General features: G+C 68.6%; 19 protein-coding genes, 1 tRNA gene and 3 pseudogenes. 2 read left to right on the forward strand and 21 right to left on the reverse strand.

Annotation, left to right across the window (positions count from 1 at the left end; genetic code table 11):
- Positions 1-854 precede the first annotated feature (854 nt).
- Together QA634_RS31010 and QA634_RS31015 are read right to left on the reverse strand one after the other, a co-directional pair.
- The gene (locus QA634_RS31010; RefSeq protein WP_012335794.1) at positions 855-1,589 is read right to left on the reverse strand and encodes a sulfite exporter TauE/SafE family protein; all 735 of its coding nucleotides are present in this window, start codon (positions 1,587-1,589) and stop codon (positions 855-857) included.
- Positions 1,590-1,891: 302 nt separating this feature from the next.
- Positions 1,892-2,338, reverse strand: coding sequence for a DMT family transporter (locus QA634_RS31015; protein ID WP_012335795.1), 447 nt, complete (start codon positions 2,336-2,338; stop codon positions 1,892-1,894).
- A 114-nt stretch (positions 2,339-2,452) separates the two neighbouring features.
- Here QA634_RS31015 and QA634_RS31020 point away from each other — a divergent pair, with 114 nt between their 5' ends.
- The gene (locus tag QA634_RS31020; RefSeq protein ID WP_012335796.1) at positions 2,453-3,361 is read left to right on the forward strand and encodes a LysR family transcriptional regulator; all 909 of its coding nucleotides are present in this window, start codon (positions 2,453-2,455) and stop codon (positions 3,359-3,361) included.
- A 323-nt stretch (positions 3,362-3,684) separates the two neighbouring features.
- On the opposite strand, the gene QA634_RS31025 is transcribed toward QA634_RS31020, so the two are convergent.
- The 19 genes and pseudogenes from QA634_RS31025 to QA634_RS31120 all read right to left on the reverse strand — a co-directional run bounded on the left by QA634_RS31025 (position 3,685) and on the right by QA634_RS31120 (position 22,044).
- A complete protein-coding gene (locus tag QA634_RS31025; protein WP_012335797.1) occupies positions 3,685-4,581 on the reverse strand; it encodes an amino acid ABC transporter substrate-binding protein in 897 nt (298 codons plus the stop codon).
- A 70-nt stretch (positions 4,582-4,651) separates the two neighbouring features.
- Positions 4,652-5,902, reverse strand: a complete 1,251-nt coding sequence (locus QA634_RS31030; protein ID WP_012335798.1) for an aminotransferase class V-fold PLP-dependent enzyme — start codon at positions 5,900-5,902, stop codon at positions 4,652-4,654.
- A 147-nt stretch (positions 5,903-6,049) separates the two neighbouring features.
- Positions 6,050-6,835 (reverse strand): IclR family transcriptional regulator, encoded by a 786-nt coding sequence (locus QA634_RS31035; protein ID WP_012335799.1) that lies wholly within the window; start codon positions 6,833-6,835, stop codon positions 6,050-6,052.
- Positions 6,836-7,053: 218 nt separating this feature from the next.
- Positions 7,054-7,513 (reverse strand): annotated as a pseudogene (locus QA634_RS31040) (helix-turn-helix domain-containing protein); the annotation flags it as partial.
- A 374-nt stretch (positions 7,514-7,887) separates the two neighbouring features.
- Positions 7,888-8,703, reverse strand: coding sequence for an alpha/beta hydrolase family protein (locus tag QA634_RS31045; protein ID WP_012335801.1), 816 nt, complete (start codon positions 8,701-8,703; stop codon positions 7,888-7,890).
- On the reverse strand, positions 8,690-9,850 hold the full coding sequence (locus tag QA634_RS31050; protein WP_012335802.1) for a DUF3182 family protein: 1,161 nt from the start codon (positions 9,848-9,850) through the stop codon (positions 8,690-8,692). Before QA634_RS31050 ends, QA634_RS31045 begins: the two co-directional genes overlap by 14 nt.
- Before the next feature lie 29 nt (positions 9,851-9,879).
- On the reverse strand, positions 9,880-10,326 hold the full coding sequence (locus tag QA634_RS31055; RefSeq protein WP_012335803.1) for a DMT family transporter: 447 nt from the start codon (positions 10,324-10,326) through the stop codon (positions 9,880-9,882).
- 25 nt (positions 10,327-10,351) lie between these two features.
- Complete coding sequence (locus tag QA634_RS31060) at positions 10,352-10,648, reverse strand: hypothetical protein (protein WP_012335804.1); 297 nt, start codon at positions 10,646-10,648, stop codon at positions 10,352-10,354.
- A 13-nt stretch (positions 10,649-10,661) separates the two neighbouring features.
- Positions 10,662-11,720: a Cj0069 family protein gene (locus QA634_RS31065; protein ID WP_012335805.1), complete on the reverse strand. Its 1,059-nt coding sequence runs from the start codon at positions 11,718-11,720 to the stop codon at positions 10,662-10,664.
- Positions 11,721-11,792: 72 nt separating this feature from the next.
- Positions 11,793-12,800, reverse strand: a complete 1,008-nt coding sequence (locus QA634_RS31070) for a YncE family protein (RefSeq protein WP_012335806.1) — start codon at positions 12,798-12,800, stop codon at positions 11,793-11,795.
- A 28-nt stretch (positions 12,801-12,828) separates the two neighbouring features.
- Complete coding sequence (locus QA634_RS31075) at positions 12,829-13,443, reverse strand: superoxide dismutase (RefSeq protein ID WP_012335807.1); 615 nt, start codon at positions 13,441-13,443, stop codon at positions 12,829-12,831.
- Between the two features lie 208 nt (positions 13,444-13,651).
- On the reverse strand, positions 13,652-14,581 hold the full coding sequence (locus tag QA634_RS31080; RefSeq protein WP_012335808.1) for a DUF1259 domain-containing protein: 930 nt from the start codon (positions 14,579-14,581) through the stop codon (positions 13,652-13,654).
- A gap of 51 nt (positions 14,582-14,632) precedes the next feature.
- The gene (locus QA634_RS31085; protein WP_012335809.1) at positions 14,633-15,001 is read right to left on the reverse strand and encodes a hypothetical protein; all 369 of its coding nucleotides are present in this window, start codon (positions 14,999-15,001) and stop codon (positions 14,633-14,635) included.
- On the reverse strand, positions 15,001-16,401 hold the full coding sequence (chrA, locus tag QA634_RS31090; protein WP_012335810.1) for a chromate efflux transporter: 1,401 nt from the start codon (positions 16,399-16,401) through the stop codon (positions 15,001-15,003). The genes QA634_RS31085 and chrA overlap by 1 nt, the downstream gene beginning before the upstream one ends.
- A 2-nt stretch (positions 16,402-16,403) precedes the next feature.
- Positions 16,404-17,234: a chromate resistance protein ChrB domain-containing protein gene (locus tag QA634_RS31095; protein WP_012335811.1), complete on the reverse strand. Its 831-nt coding sequence runs from the start codon at positions 17,232-17,234 to the stop codon at positions 16,404-16,406.
- Between the two features lie 1,202 nt (positions 17,235-18,436).
- On the reverse strand, positions 18,437-18,961 hold the full coding sequence (locus QA634_RS31105) for a MucR family transcriptional regulator (RefSeq protein WP_012335812.1): 525 nt from the start codon (positions 18,959-18,961) through the stop codon (positions 18,437-18,439).
- Positions 18,962-19,255: 294 nt separating this feature from the next.
- Positions 19,256-20,003: pseudogene (locus QA634_RS31110) on the reverse strand (IS5 family transposase); the annotation flags it as partial.
- Positions 20,004-20,611: 608 nt separating this feature from the next.
- A tRNA-Gly gene (locus tag QA634_RS31115) sits at positions 20,612-20,685 on the reverse strand.
- 42 nt (positions 20,686-20,727) lie between these two features.
- Complete coding sequence (locus QA634_RS31120; RefSeq protein ID WP_012335813.1) at positions 20,728-22,044, reverse strand: chloride channel protein; 1,317 nt, start codon at positions 22,042-22,044, stop codon at positions 20,728-20,730.
- A 232-nt stretch (positions 22,045-22,276) separates the two neighbouring features.
- Here QA634_RS31120 and panE point away from each other — a divergent pair.
- Positions 22,277-23,220 (forward strand): annotated as a pseudogene (panE, locus tag QA634_RS31125) (2-dehydropantoate 2-reductase).
- The last annotated feature ends 459 nt before the right edge of the window (positions 23,221-23,679 follow it).

Here is a 23,679-nt window from a genome sequence, read left to right on the forward strand (position 1 = left end):
TTGCCGACTATCGCGTTCGATCGGGTCGGCTTGGTCAAGTGAGGTGTCGCAAGCGACGGTCAGGCCGAGCTGGCAACGGCCCGTAGCTTCAGCCTGCTTCTGATATATTGTATACCAGCATCGCTGCGAATCCGGCGCTCGTCAAGAGCATGCTGCATTTTTTTGCTCCTGCACCGGTAAGCCGCTCGCCGGAGAATGCACGATGGTGCAGCCACGCTGGTGCAGCAAAGCGGTATCCTCGGTCGCGCGCAGGGCGTGGGGCTGCCGCGAGAATGTCGACACGGGCGACGTCGCCCAGCCTTCTCGCGATCGACGTGGCCGTGCGATCCCGTCCGTGCCCGTCGCGCAAGTCCAGCACGGGCGTCCCGCAGGCGGGGCGACCTGCATGATACGGAAGGGCACAGTGGGGGGACGGGTCGGGCCGTCAGCCTCGTCATGTCCGCTGTCATCCGACATCCGGTTGATTGCTTCGCAATGCGGATGTCGGCGTCGCTCAGGCGCCGCGCGGGCTTGTGATCCGGTTGATGGCTTCGCCGTCTCCCATTTCGGCCATGCGGATGTCGGCTTCGCTCAGGCGCCGCGCTCAGGCGCCGCGCCTGAGCGAAGCCCCAATCCGCCATCCCGAAGGGATCGAGCGGATTTGGTATGACGCCTGCTTGAGACCCTCCTCGGCCATGGGGAGGTCCACGCGCAGGCAAACTCATCGACTTGAACGACCGGGTCCGGCTCATGTGGGACGACGACGTACAGGGGCGACGGCCGGAATGAGGACCGTTGCCTATCGCGTCCTCAATTGATCCCCTGCGCGGGCAGCGCTGGCACCGGTAACCCAGCGCGACGGTCTGGCTGCGGCGTCACAGTGACACGATTGTGCTGGCGGCCAGGTAGATGCCGAGCACGAGCAGCGCGATCAGGAACCACCGTCGGAACCCCTCCGGGTCCAGCCGCTGGCGGACCACTTGGCCCACGAACATGCCCGCGAAGGCAGTTCCCATGGCGACAAGCCCGGGCAGGGCGGTCGAGGCGTTGAGAAGGCCCACGCTCGTGAGATTGAACGCCTGCGCGAAGGTTGCCACCGTGAAGAATACGCCGAGCGCCTGCACCAGCTCGTCTTTCTCCAGGCCGATCGACTGCAAGTACGGCATCGACGGAATGACCTGAATGCCGGTGGCGGCTGAGATCACACCCGTGAGAAGGCCGACAATGCCGCCGACCCATTTCTCATTCCGGGGTGCTGTCCGGATCTGCAGTCGCGTCAGCCCGAGCCCAGCATAGATCACCAGCAGGAGCCCTAGCACGATCGTGGCGTAGCGCGCGTAGGGGCCCGCCATCAACGCGCCGGCTCCCCAGATCGCGACGCCGGTCCCGAGGAGCAGCGGCCACAGCCTGCGCAGAATGCTGCCCAGGTACGGCCCGGCGAAGGTCTGCCAGATGTTGGTGACGATGGCGGGCACGATAACGATGGTCAGGGCCTGCAGCGGCGTCATTGCGACAGCGAGTAGGCCCATCGACACTGTCGGCAGCCCGAGGCCGATTACGCCCTTCACGAAGCCGGCAATGCCGAATACGGCGGCGATGAGGAAGAGCATGGTGGAGAGCCCGGCTGAAGGTCCTGACGCGCGACCCAAATTCCACGTCATAGCGCGGGGCGCCGTAGATTGATGCAGCGAACGACCATCATCCTGGCAGGCTCATGGACGGTCGGCTGCAGCAGAGCATGGCCGATTGCGGCCCGTCCGCTTCGGGGTCCCTGGCCAGGGTAAGCGGACGTTCGAGGCGGCTCCGGCGAAGGCCTCGGAGTGACCCTTCGCGGACATTTGGCTTGCCGCCTCCGAAGGTCCGGATGGGGTGGGAAGCGGCTGCTCCCTGATAGTGCGCGGAGGGTCCGAGCTCACCGCCGGATCAGGATGACGCCGCCGATCAAGAGAGCGATCCCAATCAACCGCGGTGGGTCGATCGCACGCTGGGCGAGGCCCATCCATCCGAAGTGGTCCGCCGTCACCGAGGCGAGCATCTGGCCGGTGACGAGGAGCGCGATGAATGTCGCGGCCCCGAGTTGCGGCACAAGGAAGATCGCGAGGCCGATGAAGATCGCCCCGAACAGGCCACCGCTCCATGTCCACCACGGGATGCGGGTCGCGACGCCCGCCGCGGGGACCGGATCGCGCAGGGCAAGGGCGAGCAATGCCATGCAAGCCACTCCGACCGCGTAGCTCGCGAAACCGGACCACGCGGCCGAGTTGAGAGACGCGCGCAGGTTCGCGTTTAGCACCTGCTGGACGACGATGCTGACCCCCGCTGCGATGGCAAGGGCCGAGGGGAGTAGGACGTGGAGCATGATCTTCAGACAGTCTCAGGCGCGACTTCGGCGCACCGCGGGTGGGCACATTGACAACCACCATTCACCCATGCCGTCAAATGCCCTGATCTGACTTCTCGATGCACGCGGGGCATGATGAACCCAGCCCATCTCGACCTCTTCCGCGCCGTGCTGCGTCACGGCGGGATGACGAGGGCGGCTGCCGCCCTCGGCGTCGGCCAACCGCACGTGAGCCGCGCCATCGCGCAGCTTGAGGCCGACCTCGGCTTCGCTCTCTTCGTCCGCGGTCATGGCAGCGCGTCGCCGACCCCGGAGGGAGAAGCCTTCGCGCGTGAGGTCGAACGCACCTGCGCCGGGCTCGAACACCTGCACCACGCCGCGCGCCAGATCCGGGACCTCGGCACCGGGCCGCTGCGCGTGGCCTGTCAGCCCTCCCTGGCGGCCCGCCTGCTGCCGCGCGCCATCCGGCGGTTGAGCGCCGAGCATCCAGGTGCGCGGGTCGCGCTCCACGTGCCGAGCCCCGACACGATCTGGTCCTGGGCCTCCTCGGGGCAGTGTGACATCGGCCTCGTTCGGCCCCGTCCAGGCTACGCGGGGGTGACGGGCGAGCCCTTCCTGACGGTCGAGGCAGTCTGCGCGCTGCGGCGGGACCACGCCCTGAGCCGCAAGCGGGTGATCACGGCGCACGACCTCGCGGGCGAACCCATGGTGGCGGGCGGTCCCGGTATGTTCCAGCAGGCCATCGAAGACACCTTCGCGCGGGCGGGCATCGAACTGCGTTCGGTCTTGATGGCTCAATACACCGCTGCGCGGTGCGGCCTCGTGGCGGAAGGTCTGGGCGTCGCCATCGTCGATCCGATCCCTGCACGTGATCTCGTCGGCCTACCGATCGTGTTGCGGCCGTTTCGGCCGCGCGTGCTCATTGAGACGCTACTGATCCGACCGGCCGGACGACCGCCGGGTCACCTCGTTGAACGTCTCATCGGCTTTCTGCACTCGGAGCGGGATGCGCTCTCTTTCCGAGCAGCAACATCCGAGTAGGACCTGATGCACAGCGGGGCAGGGTCCGCAAAGGGTCGAGGCTGTGTGGAAACGCAAAGGCGGCAGAAGGATCTTCCCTCGATAACCCTGGGCAGCGCCGGAATAGGCACCCAGCTGACATCTCGGCCGCCATCCAGGATGCTCGGATAACGGCTGTGTAGAAGATTATTCTCCGATTTCGGAGCGCGCCTGAGTTTTCACACGGCCTCGACCCCAAGCGGACGTTGAAGCCGCTACCGACGAAGGTTTGCTTGGGGGTGGCCAGCGGAAGTTCGATGTCTGGAGGCAAGGTCAGCCGATACCGTGCCGAACCCGGACCCGAGTCAGAACTCGACTGAGTCACTCGGGTGCGCGACCCGCTGTTTCAGAGCATCGGACATCGGGAAGTTCAGGTTCTCGTTGCGGGGCGGGATCGGGCTCTCGAACCACTTGGCGTAGAGCCTGGTGAACGCTCCTGAGGCCATCATGTCCTTCAGGACGCCATCCGCAAGCGCCTTGAGTTCCACGTCGTCCCTGGGCAACATCAGACCGTACGGCACCAAGGTGTAGGTTTCGGGCAGGAAGGCGAAGGCGGCGGGATCGGGTGTGCGAGCCTTCAGGCTGGCGAGCAAGATGTCATCCTCCATGAAAGCCGCGGCACGCCCACTCTGAAGCGTCAGCATGGACTCGCCGTGATCCTTGGCCTGGATGACGTTGAAAGTGCCGCCCTTGGCCTTGATGCCAAACGCGAAGCCGACCGCGTTCGAGCCCTGCGTGGCGACGACGGTTTTGCCGTCGAGATCCTTCACATCGTGTATGCCGGATGAGACCTTGGTCAACCACCGGGCCGATGACACGAAGATCGCGACCGTGAAGGCGACCTGCTTGAGCCGGGCGACGCTGCTGGACGTGGCGCCGCACTCCATGTCGATGGTCCCGTTCTGGATGAGCGGGATGCGATTGGTGGAGTCGACCGGCTGGAGCTTGACCGCAAGGGTGTCGAGCTTGAGGTCACTTTTGATCTTGGCCACGACCTGAGCGCACAGGTCGAGGGAGAAGCCGACCGGCTTCTGGTCCGTACCGAGATACGAGAACGGGATCGAAGCCTCGCGATAGCCGAGTGTCACGCTGCCGTTGCTTTTGATCTTCGTCAGCGTCGGGCTCTCCGCGGAGGCCACGGTCGTGGCGAAGCTGAGGACGAGCGCGCAGGACACTCGTCTGAAAACGCGACCTGGGACCATGGCCATTCTCCTCTCGATGAGTGCAGCCCCCTTCCGGGCGCCGTGCTGGGGGTGGGGACGCTCTGGCGGGCTACCCGAGCTTCGACAGGACGGCCGTGCGGACCTGTGGCGTCGCCGGCGCGCTCCTGGCGCGGATGGCCTCGACCAGCCGGTCGATGTCCGCCGTGGTGTTGAACATGCCGAAGGACACTCGGATGCCGTCCCGCTCGGGCGAGACCCGGATGCCGGTGCGTGTGAAGTAGTCGAGCCAGTCCGCTGCCGGCAGCGCGATGACGTAGATGTGCGGTGCGCGATGCTGCCGCTCGCGCGGGCCGACCAAGCCGACGCCGAGCCCGTCGAGACGCTCGATCAGGTAGTCGCCGAGGTCGAAGCAATGGTTCTGGATGTTCTCGATCCCGACTTGGCCGATGAGATCGAGCGCCGCGCCGAGCCCCTGGATGGCTGGCAGGTTGAAGTTGCCGAGTTCGAACCGCCCGGCGGTCGCCGGCAGGGCCATGTTGTCGGCGCGTGCGATGAAATCCGCCGGCGGGCTGGCGAGGCTCGCTGCCGCCAGATAGGCCGGCTCCAGCTCGATCCGGGTCGCGTCCCAGTAGAGCAGGCCGAGCCCCTGCGGCACGAGAAGGCCCTTATGCGTGCCCGAGCCGACGAAGGTGGCCTTCATCGCCTTGGCGTCGATCGGTACGACGCCGATGCCCTGCATCACGTCCACGACGAAGTAGAGGTCGCGCTGCGCACAGAGTTCGCCGACGCTTTCCACGTCGAACCGGTGTCCGGCGTGGAAGGTGACATGCGACATGGAAATCGCCCGCGTCCGGTCGTCGAGATGCGGCCGAAAGCTCTCCGCGTTCACCACCTCGCTCATCGGAATGAAGACGACCTCCACGCCCTTCCGCTGCAGGTTGAGGAAGGCGTAGGCGTTGTTGGGATGATCCCCCTCGATCATCAGAACCTTGTCGCCGGCCCGCAGCGGAAGCGCGTTGGCGGCGATGTTCATGCTTTCCGAGGTGTTCTTGGTGAAGGCGATTTCGTCCGGCCTGGCGCCCAGGAGGGATGCGACCTTGGCACGGGTCTCCTCCAGCCGGTTGAGCCAGACCTGCTTCGGACCGGCCGTCTCGAAGCCCTCCTGCAGGAAGCGCTCGTAAGCCTCCTTCACCGGGCGAGAGAGAGGAGTCTGGAAGCCGCTGTCGAGGTAGACCACGTGCTCGGCGGCCGGGAATGCCTGACGGACGGCGGCAACGTCATAGTGCTGGCTCATGATCACCTCCGGCGACGCGGACATGGCGAAGCACCCGCGCCGGACAGAGCCGGCGGCCTTCTTCATCCAGTCTCGGTGCTTTCGTGACGCAGGACCGCGCATCCCGCTTAGGATTTGGTCACATCAGCTGCGTGCCCTGAGAATACACAACACGCGCACTGCGTCGAGGATCTGCATCGAAAACTGAGAGCTTTAATTCCGAAAATTGAGAATTCAGATATCCTCGTTGTCCTGCAGGATTGTCTCTGAGAGGAGGGCCGCCGCCTCCTGCAGAGGACCGATGAAGGTATCGAGGCCTGCAAAGCCGACGCGCGCCACCGGCACCGACACGCCCAGGCAGGCGATGAGATCGCCCTCCGGTGAGACGATCGGCACGGCGCAGCCCACGACACCGCGAACGAACTCCTCGTTCGTCTTGGCCCAGCCCCTGCGCCGTGTTTCCTCAAGACTGGCCAGCAGCTCGTCGGGGTCGACGATCGTAGTAGGCGTGTAGCGGACAAGGTTCATCGAATGGGCCAGGCGGTGCCTCATTTTGGCAGGCAGCCGGCTCATGTAAATCTTGCCTGTCGAAGTGCAGTGCAGAGGTGCGGAGTCGCTGGGATTGAACTGCAAGCTCTGCTGTTCCTTTGACCGTACGCTGTCGACATAGACCACAGCATGGTCGCGCACGACACCGATCTCGCATTGTTCGCCGATCCGATCGGCCACGGCGCTCAAGACGGCCTGCCGGCGTACGGTGCGGAACGCTGCCCCGATTGTCTTGGCCGAGAGCGTGACGAGCCTGCTGCCGACGACGTAGCGCTTCGTGCCGAGGGCCTTCTGGATCAGGCCCCGATGTTCGAGGTTGCCGATGAGGCGGTGGGCCGTCGGCAGCGGCAGCGCGAGCCCAGCGGCAATCTCGGCAGCCGAGAGGGCCTTCTTCTGCTCGGCGATGAACGTCAGGATCGCGATGGCCCGGTCCAACGGCCCAGCCGGTGAGCTGTCGTGTTCGTCGGCCACGATACATCCCTTTGCGTGAGTGCGGCTTCGCTGCGTCCTACTATTATGGGACCGAACATCTAGGTGGGTGAGACAGCTTGACCGCCGAGGAGCCACTACGAGCTCGACAGCGGCTGCCCGCCCACACCACCTCAACGCTGGGACATTGTTGGCGACGTCGATGGCTACGCCAATCGCTGAGTTGGCGAGAAGTGCGACCGCCAGCTTCGGAAGGTCCGCAGGCGGGTCCAGGCCCGGCTGGGCCGAGAGGGTCGGTCGGCCAGGGCCTCGGGTCCCCCTCGCTGGTAGGCGTCGTACCAGCGGCAGAAGGTGGCGCGCGGGATGCCGAGTTTCTCCAGGGTGGCGCGCACCGGCAGGCGGGATTGCTCGACCAGCCGGATGATCTCCAGCTTCTCAGGAGCCGGGTACCTCATGCCTCGTCGCCCCCAGCCCCGCTCATGCTTTTTTGAGCGGGCGGTTCTCCAGGGTGAGATCGGCCACGACCTCCTTGAGCGCGCTGGCCTCGCGGCGCAGGTCCTTGACCTCGTCCGAGGTGGCGGCGCGGGCCGTGTCGCCGCGAAGGCCCTCGAGCACGATGCGGATCTTCTCCTCGGCCGTGAACTGCCGGCGGGTGGCGCGGCGGATGTTCTTGATCACCATCTCTGCCGGCTTCCGCAACGGCCCGGATGTCTGCTTCATTCTCGCTCCTGGGGCTACGATGAACCAGCCATCCTCCGTTCGTGAAGGGCCTTAATCTGTCTCACGGGCGCTGACGGCGGACAATGCGCGACCTGATGAGCGGTAGTCGATTGGCAGCTCGACTCCGAGTGCCGGACCCTGCTTGGCCCGCTCCAGCGCGCAAGCACCGAACAAGCCGAAAGGGACGAGCGCCTCCCCCGCGGAGACCCGGTCCGGCATAGTGTGGGTCGCGATGTAGAGCTTCCCACCAACCTGCCCTGAGGCATAGACGATGTCCCAGGTTCGGGCTGCCTCCTGGAGGCTCTGCGCGAGGGAGAGGAAACCTCGCTGGGCTCCAGAGGTCGTCCGGGGACGGACTCACCGGAGCGCGCCTTTCAGGCCGGGGCCGGTGGCCCGCGCTGTGGCGCCGGCGCGAGATGCGTTTGCGCCGCTGCCGCGGCGGTGCCGCCCTCGCGCGCGCCGAGCACCATCTCCCGCGCCCAGTTGAGGAGAAGCGAGGTGTAGGCCTGCTGCCAGGGCTCCTCGGACAGGCCGTGGTCGGCGCCCTCGATCACCCGGTAGGTCAGCGAGCGCGTCCGCTCGAAGGCCGCCATGTAGTTCGCGATCACCGGCGGCGGGACGGTGTCGTCGCGCTCGGACTGCACAATCAGCACGTCGCCCTGGAACGCCGCGCACGCGCCCAGCGCCCGGTTGTCATCAGGCGAAACTTGGCCTCGCCGGTAGGCCATCAGCGCTTCGCGGTCGAGCCGCGCCTTCGGCACATCCCAGTCCTCGTCCCTGTAGAGCGCGGGTACGCGCAGGGCGAGCCAGCGCACCGCGCGCAGCGAGCTGAGGATCGTGGCCAGGTAGGCCCCGTAGCTGCTGCCGACCACGGCGACGGCGGCGGGATCGACCCCGGGCCGGCCAGTGAGCGCGTCGTAGGCGGCGAGGACGTCGCGCAGGTTCTCCTCGCGGGTCACCGTCTCGTGCCGCGGGTCGCCCCTCGCCACCCCGCGCGGCTCGAAGGTCAGGCACACGCAGCCGAGCGCCGCGATCTCACCCGCCCGCGCGAGGTACTGCTCCCGGGTGCTGCCCCAGCCCTGCAGGAACAAGAAGCCAGGCACCAGGGGCCCCGGCGAGACCAGGGTGCCCGGGAGCCGCTCCTCGCTGCCGTCCACCGCGACGGTGATGGCCTCCTCACGGACTGCCATGCGGCCCCGCAAAGGCGTACTTCGTCATGGGACCGACCCGCTCGTCCTCGCCGCGGAAGTACACCACCGCGCCCGGCGGCGGCGCGTGGTGCTGGCCATAGATCTCGACGGTGGAGGCGCGCACGACCCGCAGCCCCGGGTCGGCCCGGAAGGCTTCGAGGGCCGCGACCTCGGCGCCGCTGGCGCCACCCGCGCGCCAGGACTGCTCCAGCACGCCCGAGCGCCTGCGCCCGGCCGCGTCCACACCCTGCGCGACGTCGTAGTTGCGTCGCGACGCGAACAGTCCCGGGAAGCACTCCATCGCGGCGGCATCGTAGGTGCGCGCCTGCGCCACCGCAAGGCGGGCCCCTTCGGGGAGATCGAGCGCGAGCAGCGCCTCGAAGTCACCCCGGGCGACGAGGAGATCCGACCCGCCGTACACTTGCGCGCCGCCGTTGTCCGGCGTCAGGCGCTGGGTGCCGCAGTAGCTCGCCACGAGGTCGGCCACGCGCACCTGGCCGACGCTGTAGGTCGTGACCTCGGCGAGGTCCTCCTCAAGCACGAGGCCGTGGCCGGACAGCTCGGCCGCGTCCGCCGCGGCGAGCGCCGCCTCCAGCTCGGCGGCGCCGCAGACCGCGATCTGGCCTCGCCCGGCGGTCGCCCGCACGGCCTTCAGGCGCACCGGCCCGTGCCCGAGCAGGCGCAAGCCGGCGCGGCGCGCATCCTCGGGCGCGAACGCGGAAAAGCCGCGCAGGACGACGTCGCGCACCCGGTGCCCGAACTCGCGGGACCAGCCGGTCGGGGCGAAGGCGTCCGGCTCGACCAGCGGGTGGGTGATCGCCTTCGTGGCCACGCACGCGTGCGGAGCAACGCCGCCGAACAGGTCGTGCTCGCCGCGCACGCCGAACGCCGCGGCCTCGGCCCCGACGAGCGTGTCGGCCGGCACGAGGTAGACCGGGCCGCGGTGAGGAAACGGCGGGTCGAGCTCGCCTGCGAAGTCGAAGTCTTTGAGGGCAGCCAGGCGCCTCGCGAGCTCGGCGCGGGTGGCCCGCTCGTGGCGGGACGCGAAACCGGTGCCGGGCATGGGTACCACCACGACGCCGCGGCACGCCCGGGTGGTCTGCTCCACGACGCTCGAAGGCGTCGCCGCCGTCTGGATCATGGCCATGTCTCCTCCTGGGTCCGTCCCTCCCGTGCTCAGAACCGGGCCACCAGCACCATCCCGACGATCATCAGCAGGGCTCCGAGCAGGCGCCAGACGTTGGCCGCGTGCACCTCGAAACCAAGCCAGCCGAAATGGTCGAGCAGCACGGAGGCAATCACCTGTCCGGTGACAACAGAGGCCATCAGGGTCGCGGCACCCAAGCGGTAGGCCAGCAGGATCGCGGCCAAGCCGTAGGCTGCACCCGCCACCCCCCCGATCCAGGCCCACCAGAGCACGCCCGAGAGCTTGTCGAAGTCCGGCCAGGACTGGCGGCTGACAAGGTTGGCGAGAACGACGATGCTGATCCCGAGCCCGTAGTTGATCAGCAGAGCTGGCAGGGGTTCGCCCAGGCTCTTCTTCAGCGCCGCATTGCTGCCCGCCTGGAGCGTCGTCAGAGCGCCCGCGAGCACCGCGAAGGGAACCATCATCCAAGACAGCATGCCGGTCGTATGTCCACCAAACCGCCTAGCTCTTGGGCACTTTCAGGTGCTCGATCGTGTAGTCGGCGTTGCAGAGGTCGCCCTCGTCGCCACCATCGCCGAAGGCCGTCAGCGTGTCGGCCACGCCGATCAGGTAGGCACCGCACCACCCGGACGCCGCGCCCTGCTCGGCGCGGCACACCGCTTCGAGACTGCGTGTCGTCCGGTCGCGCATGTCCACAATGTGCGCTCCCTGACCGGCGCCTGAGGGTTGCACGTCGGTGGCCACCGTGGTCAGCCCGCCAGCAAGGACGGCCATCGGAACAGCGACCCGGGCAAGCATGCGGGCCTCCAACTTACCGCCTCGCGGGGTGCCTGCACGCCGTCACGTGTGATCTCAGCCGCTTCAGCGCCGTCTTGGCCAGTCCTTCCGGGGCCTCCTCGGGGACCGGAAACACCGAGCTGACGTTGATCTCGCACAGCACGTAGGTGTCCTCCCCCGCGGGCGTCGGCGGACCCAGCAGGAAATCGGCGTCCCAGATCACCGGCAGGGCGTCCAGGTCGATCCCCAGCAGGTGAGCCATCTGCGGCACCCACTCGTGTTCCAGCAAGTCCCGCAGGTGCTGGAACCGGGGATCGTCCGGCCCGGAGTAGAGGCGCGGCCCGGCCGGCCCGATCTCAGGCGGCGCCAGGGCGCGGACCAGCTGATGGCCGAACCCCACCACCTGGTCACCGGAGAGGTAGCCGCGGACCATGCCCTCCAGGTGCCGTGCCTGGAACGGCTGATCCACCAGCGTGCCGGCATGGGTGAAGTCGACCAGCCGTTCCGCCATGAACGCGTCGAGGGGGACGGTGCGCACGCGGCGGTCGCCCCAGGCCTCCTGCACGATGACGTCCGCACCGGCGGCCCGTTCGACCTTCCAGACCCCTTGCCCGCCGTTGCCGCGGTTCCGCTTCAGCACCCGCGGACCCGCGGCCACCCGCGCGGGAAACGCCGCTCTGAACGAGGCGGGCTCCGGATAGACGTACGTGTCCGTGCCCCAACCCAGCTCTCGGGTTCGGAACAGCACCTCCTTGGTGCCCATCTTGGCGATGACGTCCGGATGGGCGCTGACGAAGATGCCGGCCGCGGCCACCTCCCGCAGCAGGTCGTCCAGCCGCCCCCGACCATCGCCGTCCGGGGTCGTGATCGGGTTTACCCAGACCAGCACGCCATCCACGCCCATCAGCTGAGCGCGAACCTCATCGCTGAGCGCGTCCGACCAGACGGCCGGTTCCGCGGCAATCCCCTGCTGCGCCAGTGCGGCGAAGATCGCACTGAGGCGGCCTGTGTCCGGCCGTGCCTCGGCACGCGCCTGCGCATCGCCGTGGGAAACAACGGCAACCTTGAAGCGGCGTTGAGGAGCACCGGTCATGACCACCTCAGACAATGCCCAGCAGCCCTGCCCCTGGCGCAGTCCGGCTGAGTTCGTGACATCTGCCCACCCCTAATCGACGGGTCGAAACACCAAGACGGCCGCGCCCGCTGTGCCAGTGTCGGGCGCCGCCACGAGCAGACGGTCGAGCGCGGGCAGGAACAGGGAGGTCCGCGCCCCTGGTCGGGTCGGGATGCGCGCGAGGGCGCGATAGGAGCGCCCGTCCTCCTGCAGGACGTCGACCACACCTTGTCCGCAGCTGACGTAGACCCGCCGGCGCTTGGGATCGAGGGAGATGTCGTCCGCGTCGCCACAGGTCGGCACCCGGGCAAGCACGCTCCCGTCCTGCACGGCGAAGACGGCCAGGAGGGCAGGAGACCGATAGACGACGAGGAGCCGCGCGCCGGCTTCGTCCAACGCCATCGGGAAGTTGCCGCCCGCAGAGGGCAGGCTCCAGCGCGCGATCTGGCGGCCGTTGTCGCGATCGAGCACCGCGATCTCGTGCGCTTCGGGCACATTGACGTAGATCTGGCGTCCCTGAGCGTCGAGCTGGAACGCCTCGGGATGTCCGGCGAGCGGGACCTCCGCCAGCTTGGTGCCGTCCGGCCCAAGAACCGCGATCGCGCCTTGCCCGTAGCCGATGACGACCTGCTTCGCACGCGGATCGATCCGAAGGTTATCGGCGTCCTCACCCAGCCTCACGGCGCCGAGCGGCGCGTAATCCGAGCCGCTGTAGCGGCGCACGGTGCCGTCACCTGCGCTCGCCACGAACACGGTGTCGTTGTCGGCCAGATAGGCGATGCCCTGCGGCGCACGGAGGCCCGCGATGCGATGCACGAGCCGACCGTCGCCGACGTCGATGACGCCGATGCTGCCATTGCCGAGCTCGGCGACGAGCAGCCGGTGCCGGGCAGCATCGAAGGCAAGGTGGTCGATGCGGCCGCGCACGTCGCCGAGCGGGATCGTTCGGTCAAGCAGCAACGGTGTGGTGCCGGCGGCCAATCCTGGCGCGGGTTGGGCGGCAAGCAGCAGGCCGGCCGCCACCTGAGCAAGAACGGATCCGAAGAGCTTCGACGACATGGGCCTGTCACTTTTGGAGAGAGTCGACTTACCCCGGGGTTTCTGTGTAGCCATCATGACCCAAGGCTAAGAATAGCCTCGTCGCGTTCTCCCAGCGGATCGCCTGCATGAAGGTGTCGACGTAGGTCGCGGCCTTGGCGCCGTAGTCGACGTGGTAGGAATGCTCGTACATGTCGAGCGCCAGGATCGGCACGCCTCCCGCCAGCGTGTGCGCGTGGTCGGCAGCCCACTGGTTGACCAGCTTGCCGTCCCGCGGCGACCAGGACAGGAGCACCCACCCGGAACCGCCGGCCAGGGCCTTGCCCATGGCGACGAACTCCGAGCGCCAGCGCCGGACCGAACCAAAGCTGCGGGCGAGGGCGTGACGCAGTGCCGGCCCCGGTTCACTCTCCTCGCCGAGCCCATCGAAGAAGAGTTCATGCAGGATCATGGAGTTCATCGCGATCAACTGCTCGCGCTTGAGCCCGTTGATCATGAAGCCGGAGGCGGTCTCGTAGTCCAACCCGGAGATCTGTTCCTCTAGGAGATTCAGGCGCTTCACGGCGCCCCCGTAGCTGTTCTCGTAATGGCTGATGATCAGCCGTTCCGACATGCCTTTGATCCGGGCGGGGTCGCAACCGAGCGGTTTTATGGCGTAGGTCATCCCGATCTCCCCTGATCGCGTGCAGGCCTGATCACCCCGGGGCCAGCCGGTCCCCTCATTGCGTGCTGCTCGCGACGAGCGGCCTGGCTGGCCTGTGCGCGTGGCCTTAGAGCATTTTCCGACGAAGTGGATGCCGGTTCGTCGCGGAAAATGCGGCAAGATCAAAGATCGAGAGCGGCACCCGATTGCAACGTGATCGGGTGCCGCTCTAGCCGCCCGGCGCGACGTTGATGTGCTTGAGGGCCTCGTTCAGCCCTTTCGCGAGCTTGCCGGCATTGTCATTGGCCCAGAAGTGCATGAAGAACAGCCGCGGCTCATCGTCGAGCATGTGGTTGTGCAGGGCAGTCACCTCGATGCCATTCTGGCGCAGGGCCGCGAGTACCGGATTGACCTCCTTGGCGGTCAACACGAAGTCACCCGTAATGGCCGCCTTGCCGCTCCCGGTCGGCTGGAAGTTGATGGCAATGGCCGAACCCATCGCCTCCGGCACCTCCATGCCGTGGTCCTTCGGCGTCTCCGCGCGCGGCACGCTGACGGCATAGACGCCGCCGTTGAGCTTGCCCTTTCGTCCGAGCGCTGCGTCGATGGCCGCAGTGTCGAGGTTTGGGGTCTGGTCCGCCGGCGTCGCCTGCGCAGGGGCCGGGCTTGGATTGCCGGCCGGAGGCGTGCCCGCGGCGGTCTCGGCGCCGAACGGCGTCCGGCTGGCGCCGAGCGCGCCCATCAGCGTGGTGGCGAGCTTCCCGGGCTCCCCGTGCCCGGAGACGTGCATGTAGAGGGTGCTGGGCGAGGAGCGCAGCAGGTGGTTGTGCAGGGCCGTGATCTCCACCCCGCCCTCGAGCAGGCGGGCCATCACCGGGTTCACCTCGTCCTCAGTGAGCACGAGATCGCCCATCACCATCGCTTGGTTCTCACCGACCTTCCTGAAGGCGAGCCAGGACCCCAGGGCGAAGGTCGGCTTGAGGGTCACGCCGTCGAGCGTGACCTTCAGATCGGTCCGCGGCAGCCCGACCCGGTAGACCCCACCCGGCATTTCCGTGCCGGCCTTGCCGAGGCCGCTGGCGATCGCCTGCTGCCAGGGCTCGGCAGCCTGCGCGGACGGCGCAAGCACCACCAGCCCGAGAGCGAGAACGGGAGTCATCCACGAACGCATGGTCATCTCCTTCGTCATCAGCGGTGGGTGAGGCCGGCGTCAGCGGCGCCGGACCGGAGCTTGCAGCACACCCTCCTCGGGCAGAGCGCGGTCACGGCGCAGTTCGACGCGGCTGCCGGCCATCCAGACCTGGACACACGGGTCGTCATCCAGGCACAGCGTGTCGCCCTTGAGCCGCCAGGTGCCGGTCCGCGGCCGCCCCATGGACACGGCCTGCAGCCGGCCACCCGGCGCGAACTGGTAGGACCAGTGCACCTCGTCGGTGACCTCCTTGCCGACCAGGCGGGCGCGGATCTGCGGCCCGGTGAGCTGCTGAAAGACCCCCGCAGCCGGTGCCGGCTGCGCCGGCACCAAGCCGGTCTGCAGGGCGGCGGCACCCAGCCCGCGCGTGCGACAGGAAGCGCGCATCAGACGATCCCCACGAGATACAGGGCCAGCCCCACCGCTGAGCAGGCGGCCAGGGTCACGATCATGCCGACCTGGAAGCGGAACACTGCGACGATCGCGGCCAGCGCCAGCAGTAGCGCCGGGACGTTCACGCTGGAGAGGACCGGCACCTCCAGCCGGAGTGGCCCAAGCGCGACCGGCTGCACCTGGGTGAACACCGTGTGGAGGGCGAACCAGACCGCGAGGTTGAGGATCACCCCCACCACGGCCGCGGTGATGGCCGAGAGGGCGCCGGCCAGGGCCGGGTTGCCGCGTAAGCGCTCGATGTAAGGGGCGCCGACGAAGATCCACAGGAAGCAGGGCGCGAAGGTCACCCAGGTGGTCAGCAACCCGCCGAGCGTGCCGGCGACGAGCGGCGGCAGCGCGCCGGGCGCCCGGAAGGCGGCCATGAAGCCCACGAACTGCGTGACCATGATGAGGGGGCCGGGCGTGGTCTCGGCCATGCCGAGACCGTCGAGCATCTCGCCGGGCTTGAGCCAGCCGTAATGCTCCACCGCCTGCTGGGCGACGTAGGCCAGCACCGCGTAGGCGCCCCCGAACGTCACCATCGCCATCTTGGAGAAGAACACCGCGACGTGGCTGAACACGTCGTTCGGCCCGAGGGCGAGCAGGATGGCGGCGACCGGCAGCAGCCAAATGGCCGCCCAGACGCCCAGCACGCGGACGGTGTCCCTGGGCGCGGCATGCTCCTGCGGGAGTTCGTCGTCGCCGAGCAGGAAGGGGCCTTCAGCGACCGTGCTGCCGCTGCCGTGGCCGCCCCCGGCCCGGAACTCCGGCCGGCCGGCGCGGCCGCCCAAATAGCCGATCACGCCGGCCGCCAGCACGATCAGCGGGAACGGCACGTCGAAGACGAAGATCGCCGCGAAGGCCGCGGCCGCCAGCGCGACCATCACCCGGCTCTTGAGCGCCCGCCGGCCGATGCGCTGGACGGCCTGGAGCACGATGGCGAGCACCGCCGCCTTCAGGCCGAAGAACAGGCCGGCCACCAGGCCGACCTGGCCATACAGCGCGTAGATCCAGCTGAGCGTCATGATCGCCAGGATGCCCGGGACGACGAACAGCCCGCCGGCCACCAGGCCGCCGCGGCTGCCGTGCATCAGCCAGCCGACGTAAGTGGCGAGTTGCTGCGCTTCCGGCCCGGGCAGCAGCGTGCAGAAGTTCAAGGCGTGCAGGAAGCGGTTCTCGGAGATCCAGCGCTTCTCCTCGACCAGGATGCGGTGCATCACCGCGATCTGGCCGGCCGGGCCGCCGAACGAGAGGCCGGCCACGCGCAGCCAGACCGGCAGGGCCTGCGCCAGGGTGACCGGAACGGGGCCGGCGGCCACCATGCCCGGCGTGGTGGCACTCACCGTGCTGCTCATCGTCAGACCCCCGGCTTGGGCTTGTTGGTCGGCCAGTTGTGGGTCTCGTCGGTGGCGTCGCGGCACCAGCGGTAGAAGGCGTCGTAGAGGAGCATGCCGGCATTGAGCTGCTCCAGGTCGTCGGCGTACATCCGCGACAGCCCGAGCGAGGCGGCGAGCAGGCCCGCGGCCTCGGGCGCGAGGTCGAGCCGGGCGGTGTCGGCGCCACGGACGATCGCAGCCAGTTGGCGCAGGGGCGCGGTGCCGAGGTTCAGCTCCTCGACCAAGACATCGAAGGTGCACAGCTCGCCGCGGTGGCTCCAGACCACCTCCGGGTCGTCGATGTCGAACGCGGCGCCGCCGAAGCGCGCGGCCACCGCCTCAACCTCAGGGGACGGCACGAACAGGAACACGGCAGAGGGATCGACGAAGCGGCGGATCAGCCACGGGCAGGCGATGCGGTCGATCTTCGGCCGCGCGCGGGTGACCCAGACCGTCCGGCCCCGGGCGTCGCGGGTTGGCAGCTTGGCGTCCGGCACCGTCGGCAGCTCGGCGGCGCGCCACGCCTCGGTGCCGCCCTCCAGGCTTTCGGCCGGCACGCCTTCCTGGCGCAGCCAGGCGGCCACGCCGTGACTGAGTTTCTGGCCGCGCTGGCAGATTACGATGGCGGAGCGGCCAGCGAGGGCGCCGGCCCACGAGGCTACCTCGGCCCAGGGGCGGCGCACGGCGCTCGGGATTAAGCACGGGTCCGCGGCGAAATCTTCCTCGGTGCGCACATCGAGGAGCACCGGGCAGCCGGGGGTGCCGATCAGGCGAACGAGCTTATCGACAGGGATGGCGTTGGGCGTAGGCATGGCGCGTCCTTGCAAGAGATGCAGGCTGGACGCGATTCTTCAGCCGGAGCCTCGTCGGGAGATCGCTTCCCGAAGGCGGAACAGAAGACCTCCGCAGCGCGCGTGTCAAGCGCCCGACCAACGGTTCGGTTTGCGGTATCCCCTTAGAGTGAAGCGCGGGTCGGGTCGGCCGCCTCCGGCTCCCGCTTCACCTGCTCCAACCCGCGCGGCAGCTCACGCGGGAGCGTGGGGCGCCGGTAGGGCGCGAGCTTGCGCCACGCCCTGATCTCCGGACCGTTCGGCCGGCAGCCGAGGCACCAGCCGGTGCGACCGCCCCACTCACACCCCGATGCAGCCACACTGCATCCGTGGTGCCACTCACCGCCCAGCACTCATGAAGCGTGAGGAGGCCGCCGCCGACTTCGAATGGCCGCTGTCGGGTGTCGAGCGGCCATTCCGGCGGCATCGGTCGAAGGTCTGGAACGGGCGCATTCCGGCCCCGATCTGTCCTGAGCCTGGACTGTCGCGGCGAACTTATTCAAGCCCGCTGTGATCGGGACATAAGCCGCAGACGCCGCGAGTCACTGCGTCGGCCGGTGATCCGATTGCCAAGTCGATCATGAACCTGATGCGCCACCACACGGCGGTCGTCGCGACGTCCACCCCTCCTGGATGGAGGCCGCGTGCAGGCTCCCGGGCGATGAGGAGGGCACCCGCGTGAACCTGCCGCCGATCGGACCAGCGAACCGAACTGGACGGTCTGGCAACGGCAGAGGGCGTGAGGTGCGATCTGGCCGCCCTCTGGGCTCAACTGCGAGCCTGCCCGGGCTGGTCGGGCGCAGAACCGGGCTGCTTCGAGAAGGTGCCCGCGCTCAATTTGGCCGTCCGGGCTATCCTCCAACGGTATCCCGCATCAAAGCGCATGCAGGGAGCCTTACGCTGCTGCAGTATTGTATTTCTCGATTCTGAGCTGCCGCCCAAGCAAGATGGCAACTCGCTCAAGGTTACGTTGCGCGAGACTACGATCCAACTCGCGTAGCACTCGGCACTTGATCAGCGCTCTGGCAGACCGCTTCATGATAGCCCCTTGTGCGCCAGCCTGGCCGCGAAAGCATCGCTACTGGCATTCTTGAAAGCGATTTTACAGCAGGCTTACAGCCGCGGCCACATACCCGAATGGTGCAGAGTGACACAGGCTGGCCACTCTGACGTCGCTCATTGCCTCACTCGGTCGCCTTAGCTCTCCGTGGGCGGCCCGGCCCCCTCTTTGGCGTGGCCGGTGCCGTCACCTTGGGGTCAGGACTGGCGCGCTTCTCGGCTGGCGACCGATGGCGACGCTGGCCAAGCCCGCTGGTCTTGGCGAGTTCCGATCGGTGGGCCGCGTAGTTCGACGCTACCATTGGATAGTCGGACGGCAGACCGAACTTCTTCCGGTACTCGTCCGGGGTCAGGCCCTGCGTGGTGAGGTGCCGCTTGAGCGTCTTGTAGGGCTTTCCGTCGATGAGGCTGATCAGGGCATCCGGCGTGATCGACTTCCTGATCTGGGCGGCAGTCGCCTTGGGCGTCTCCTCTGCCGGTGGCGTGGCGGGCTTCCCAAGGCCCTGAAGGGCAGTGTGAAGCGAAGCGATGAGGCTTGGCAACTCACCTGCTGACACCCGGTTGCTCGAGACATAGGCCGAAACAATATCGGCCACCTGTTCGATCAGTGCACCCTCTTGCGTGGGAGCTTTGCTTTCAAACTCAGGCATTCGGCGGTCTCCTTACGCTGTTAACATATGTTTTAGAGTGACTGCATGCAGCTTATACCGGGAATGCCGCCGCCGAGCAGAAGATCCACCCCATCCACAGAATTTGCGCCCCCTGAGCGTAGAGGCCGAAGATGTCTGACGCGAACCCTCTCCTTGCAAAGTCTGCGATCGCTTTGGAAAAACGGTGGCCGAGCTGAAGAAGCAGCTCGATGCGATCCAGAAGAGCGATGCGAAGAAGATCGGAGACACGTGGGCGGACACGGCCAAGTGTATCCTAGGGTCCAGACTCAATCGGCACCAGAACGCGACGACAGCCGCGAGGGCGAGCGCGGAAGCGAAGTTGCGGGCGAGTTCGTCGTCGCGGGTGGCGATGCGCCGGAAGTCCTTCAGGCGGCAGAAGACCGCCTCGATGCGCCAGCGGTCACGGGAGCGTTGCTTGTCCAGCCGGATCTTGCGTGTGCGGGCGCGGGTAGCGGGGTGACCGCGCTGATGCCCTGCTCCCGCAGGTTCCGCCGCAGCCAGTCGGCATCGTAGCCCTTGTCGGCGATCAACCGATGCACCCGGCCGGGCGCCTGGGCCAGCCCGGCGGGCGCGGTCTTCACGTCGCTGGCGTTGCCGGGCGTGAGGTGGATGACCCCCGGTCGGCCGATCACGTCGGTGAGGACGTGGATCTTGGTCGTCGCGCCAGCGCGCGAGGGACCGATCTCCTGTGCGCGGGCCCCCCTTTCCCCCGTGGGCCCTCCGCTGGGCTTTGACGCAGGTCGCCTCAAGGGCGGCGGCCTCGCCGGACCACCCGGCTTTGGCCAGGGCGGCCAGCATGGCGGTCCGGAAGCCGCGGCGCGACCACCTGGTGAAGCGGTTGTAGACGGTGGTCGCGGGCCCGTACTCAGGAGGACAGTCCTGCCAGCGGCCGCTCTTGAGGACGAAGGATGCCCGAGAGGATCGTGCGGTCATCCTTGCGGCGAGCGCCGGGCCGGTTGGTGGGCATGAACGGCGCGATCGTTTGCCACTGCTCGTCCGACAGCCAGAACAGCTCTGCCATGGCCTCCGCCATCTGGGAGGCGTCTGGAATCACGTTATGCTCATCATCGCAATACGTTGAGTGGGTTTAGACCCTGAACTCCAGGCGGTTGCATTCCAACCCCGCCACGCCCGTCCAGACGCTTCCGGCCGCCACAGTAGGCGGCAGATGATCACGAGCCCGCGCGGCGCCTGCGCGAAGCCGACATCCGCATGGCCGAAAGGGGAGATGGCGAAGCCGTCAACCGGATGGCGGATGAGAGGCCGATAAACAGCCCCTCGACTTGCGCCCTGGCCGGACCGGCTCAGAGGTCTTCTGGAGGCTGTCCGTGGGTTCCGTAATCCGCACCATGCTACGCCTTTGCGAATTCGTGGTCCTGACGCGCGCGAGGGCGGGCACAATCTTAACCCGTCGAGGAGCACCTCGTGGGGTATCCCCGTTGCTTGGCTGGATCTACAGAGCCGGCTCACACCACGGGAGGGATTGGGGCGGGCCGATCGGCTGATGGTGCTCAAGGCTCCACGTGAGCGGCACGATTCGGTGCCGCTCGCTGTTACCCGTCGTGTTGCCCGGAAAACGAAACCGCCCTCTCGGGCGGCTCGGACTGGCAGCTAAGTGCTTGAAGTCCTTGGAGCGGGTGAAGGGAATCGAACCCTCGTATTCAGCTTGGAAGGCTGCTGCTCTACCATTGAGCTACACCCGCGCGGGGACCCCGATAGCACGGGGCTCCGGCGATGAGAAGCGGTCAGGCGGGGCCGCGCGAGGGCGCGAGGCGCGCGATGATCGGCGCCGCGAGGGCGTGGTAGAGCCCCTCGGGGCAGATCAGCTTCGAGGTCGCGTCGGCGAGCAGGGCGGCGATCATCAGGGGGATCACCAGGGCGTGGGCCTCGGTCATCTCGGAGACGATCACGAAGGAGGTGATCGGCGCCTGCAGCACGCCGGCGAGGTAGGCCACCATGGCGATCAGCACCAGGGCGCCGGCCGGGGCCGCCGGGAGCAGCGGGGCGAGGTGCGCGCCCAGCCCCGCCCCCACCGCGAGCGAGGGCGCGAACAGCCCGCCCGGAATGCCGCTGATCGAGGAGAGCGTGGTGGCGGCGAATTTCGCCGGGCCGAACCAGGGCGCGGGCGCGGCCTCGCCGTGCAGCAGCGCCCTCGCCTCCGCGTAGCCGGTGCCGTGGACGTGGCCGCCGGTGGCGAGCCCGCACAGGGCGACGCCGAGGCCGCACAGCATCGCGAAGGCGATCGGATGCGCCCGCATCAGCGCCCCCGGCCGCCCCGGCAGCCCGCGGGCGGCCGCGATCACGATGCGGCTGAACAGCCCGCCGCAGACCCCGCCGAGGAGGCCGAACAGCGGCACCGCGAGCCAGGCCGGCCCGAAGGGCAGGCTCGCCGCCGTCGTGCCGAAATACGCGTAGTTGCCGACGAGGGCGAGGGAAGTCAGGCCCGCGGCGATCACGGTGCCGAGCACGAGGCCGCTCGTCCTGGCCTCGAACGAGCGGCTGAGCTCCTCGATCCCGAACACGATGCCGGCGAGCGGCGTGTTGAAGGCCGCCGCCACCCCGGCCGCCCCGCCCGCGAGCAGGAGGCCGCGCTGGTGCTCCGGCGCCCGGCGGCCGGCCGCCGCCATCAGGGCGGCGCCCACCTGCACGGTCGGCCCCTCGCGCCCCGTCGAGGCGCCGCAGAGGAGGCCGAGCGTCATCACCACGATCTTGCCGAAGGCGACCCGCAGCGAGACCAGGCCCGCGCGCCGGGCCGGATCGGCGATGTGGCGCGCGGCGATCACCTGCGGGATGCCGCTCCCCTCGGAATTCGGGAAGATGGTGCGGGCGAGGAGCGCCGCGAGGCCGAAGCCGAGGGGCGTCACCGCCAGCGCGAGGAGGGGCGAGACGCCGAGCATCGCCTGGAGCGCCGCCTGGGCGGCGTCCGCGAGCTGCGCCATCAGCACCGCCGCCGCTCCGACGCAGAGGCCCCCGACCAGGAAGAGGGCGCGGCGCGTCCCGGGATCGATGATCCGGCGGCGCAGGGGGCCCGAGACGCGCGGCCACGATCCGACCCTGCGCATGCCGCGCCATCCTCCATGAACCGCCCGCGCTCCCGACCCGGGCGCTCCCACCTTGGACGAAAGGGCAGGGGATGCGAAGCTGTTCCGGCCGCGGGCGTGCCATACCCTGTGGGCGGCCCCGAGCGGGATCCGGCCACGCGGCGATCGGATCCCGCTCGCGGTCATCGACGAGGCCGCCTCGTCCGACGAACCGGTCGCGGCCTCGTCGGGCAAGGCTCCAGGGAGAGGCGCGATGCGGGTTCTGGTGGTCGGGGCGGGCGCGACGGGCGGCTATTTCGGGGCGCGGCTCGCCGAGGCCGGGCGGGACGTGACCTTCCTGGTGCGGCCCGCGCGCGCCGCGCGCCTCGCCGCCCGGGGCCTCACCGTGAAGAGCCCGGTGCGCGACGCGCACCTGGCGGCCCCGGCGACCGTCACGGCCGGCGCGATTCCCGGCCCCTACGACCTCGTGCTCCTGAGCTGCAAGGCCTACGACCTCGCCGGCGCGATCGAGGACCTCGCCCCGGCGGTCGGGCCCGGGACCGCGATCCTGCCGATCCTCAACGGCATGGCCCATCTCGACGCCCTCGACGCCCGCTTCGGGCCCGCGCGCGTGCTCGGCGGCTCCTGCGCCATCGCGGCGACGCTCGGCCCGGAGGGCGAGATCGTGCAGATGAGCGACCTGCACAGCCTCACCTTCGGCGAGCGGGACGGGACGCGCTCGGCCCGGGTCGAGGCGGTCGCGGCGCTGATGCGGGACGCCACCTTCACGGCCCGGCTCACCGACAAGGTGCTGCTGGAGATGTGGGAGAAGTGGGTCTTCCTCGCGACGCTCGCGGGCGGGACCTGCCTGATGCGGGGCACGGTCGGGGACATCGTCGGGGCGCCGGGGGGCGGGCGCTGATGCTCGGCCTCCTCGACGAGTGCCGCCGCATCGCCGCGCAGGCCGGCTACGCCCCGCGCGAGAAGTTCCTGGAGACCAGCCGCGGCACCCTCACGGCCGAGGGCTCCGCCTTCACCGCCTCGATGCTGCGCGACATCGAGAAGGGGGCCGCCATCGAGGCCGACCACATCGTCGGCGACCTGCTGCGGCGCGGCCGCGCCGGGGCGCCCGAGGCGCCCTTCCCGCATCTCGACACGGTGCTCACCCATCTCAAGACCTACGAGCGGCGGCGCGCCCGTCAGGAGGCCCGCGCCTGATACGCCATCCGGTTGATGGCTTCGCCATCTCCGATTTCGGCCATGCGGATGTCGGCGTCGCTCAGGCGCCGCGCTCAGGCGCCGCGCGGGCGCGTGATCCGGGATCCGCTGCGATCACGCGGATCCCGTATGACACGAACGGTCATCTCTCATGACCGTCGGTTCCGTTCTCCAAGCAAAGTTGCATGGGGCCATCCTGCTTGGTCTGTTGGTGTCGCATCATGTTTCGCTGACGCGGTGCTTCGGTTCGCCGCCGAACCGGTGGCCACGTCGGCACCGGCCGGTCCCGGCCGGCGGAATGATGCGCAGGGGTCGCCAAGCCTCCGGCTCGGGGTCGACCCGTCGAGAGGGCCGACGGCCGGATGCGTCGGCACCCTGGGCCGTCGACATGACTGCCGCGGTCGCTTGCCGCAGCGCGCATCCGAACTAAGCTCCGCGGCGTTTGGGCCGGTTGGGATC

The organism is Methylobacterium sp. CB376, assembly GCF_029714205.1.
GTDB lineage: Bacteria > Pseudomonadota > Alphaproteobacteria > Rhizobiales > Beijerinckiaceae > Methylobacterium.

What these genes read in the sequence shown, in the direction of transcription:
- QA634_RS31060 (WP_012335804.1), bottom strand. Translation starts at nt 10,648, where the DNA reads ATGCTTGCCCGGGTCGCTGTTCCGATGGCCGTCCTTGCTGGCGGGCTG.
- QA634_RS31085 (WP_012335809.1), bottom strand. Translation starts at nt 15,001, where the DNA reads ATGCGCGCTTCCTGTCGCACGCGCGGGCTGGGTGCCGCCGCCCTGCAG.
- QA634_RS31010 (WP_012335794.1), bottom strand. Translation starts at nt 1,589, where the DNA reads ATGCTCTTCCTCATCGCCGCCGTATTCGGCATTGCCGGCTTCGTGAAG.
- QA634_RS31050 (WP_012335802.1), bottom strand. Translation starts at nt 9,850, where the DNA reads ATGGCCATGATCCAGACGGCGGCGACGCCTTCGAGCGTCGTGGAGCAG.
- QA634_RS31055 (WP_012335803.1), bottom strand. Translation starts at nt 10,326, where the DNA reads ATGCTGTCTTGGATGATGGTTCCCTTCGCGGTGCTCGCGGGCGCTCTG.
- QA634_RS31020 (WP_012335796.1), top strand. Translation starts at nt 2,453, where the DNA reads ATGATGAACCCAGCCCATCTCGACCTCTTCCGCGCCGTGCTGCGTCAC.
- QA634_RS31065 (WP_012335805.1), bottom strand. Translation starts at nt 11,720, where the DNA reads ATGACCGGTGCTCCTCAACGCCGCTTCAAGGTTGCCGTTGTTTCCCAC.
- chrA (WP_012335810.1), bottom strand. Translation starts at nt 16,401, where the DNA reads ATGAGCAGCACGGTGAGTGCCACCACGCCGGGCATGGTGGCCGCCGGC.
- QA634_RS31070 (WP_012335806.1), bottom strand. Translation starts at nt 12,800, where the DNA reads ATGTCGTCGAAGCTCTTCGGATCCGTTCTTGCTCAGGTGGCGGCCGGC.
- QA634_RS31045 (WP_012335801.1), bottom strand. Translation starts at nt 8,703, where the DNA reads ATGGCAGTCCGTGAGGAGGCCATCACCGTCGCGGTGGACGGCAGCGAG.
- QA634_RS31120 (WP_012335813.1), bottom strand. Translation starts at nt 22,044, where the DNA reads ATGCGCAGGGTCGGATCGTGGCCGCGCGTCTCGGGCCCCCTGCGCCGC.
- QA634_RS31095 (WP_012335811.1), bottom strand. Translation starts at nt 17,234, where the DNA reads ATGCCTACGCCCAACGCCATCCCTGTCGATAAGCTCGTTCGCCTGATC.
- QA634_RS31075 (WP_012335807.1), bottom strand. Translation starts at nt 13,443, where the DNA reads ATGACCTACGCCATAAAACCGCTCGGTTGCGACCCCGCCCGGATCAAA.
- QA634_RS31030 (WP_012335798.1), bottom strand. Translation starts at nt 5,902, where the DNA reads ATGAAGAAGGCCGCCGGCTCTGTCCGGCGCGGGTGCTTCGCCATGTCC.
- QA634_RS31105 (WP_012335812.1), bottom strand. Translation starts at nt 18,961, where the DNA reads ATGCCTGAGTTTGAAAGCAAAGCTCCCACGCAAGAGGGTGCACTGATC.
- QA634_RS31015 (WP_012335795.1), bottom strand. Translation starts at nt 2,338, where the DNA reads ATGCTCCACGTCCTACTCCCCTCGGCCCTTGCCATCGCAGCGGGGGTC.
- QA634_RS31025 (WP_012335797.1), bottom strand. Translation starts at nt 4,581, where the DNA reads ATGGTCCCAGGTCGCGTTTTCAGACGAGTGTCCTGCGCGCTCGTCCTC.
- QA634_RS31080 (WP_012335808.1), bottom strand. Translation starts at nt 14,581, where the DNA reads ATGACTCCCGTTCTCGCTCTCGGGCTGGTGGTGCTTGCGCCGTCCGCG.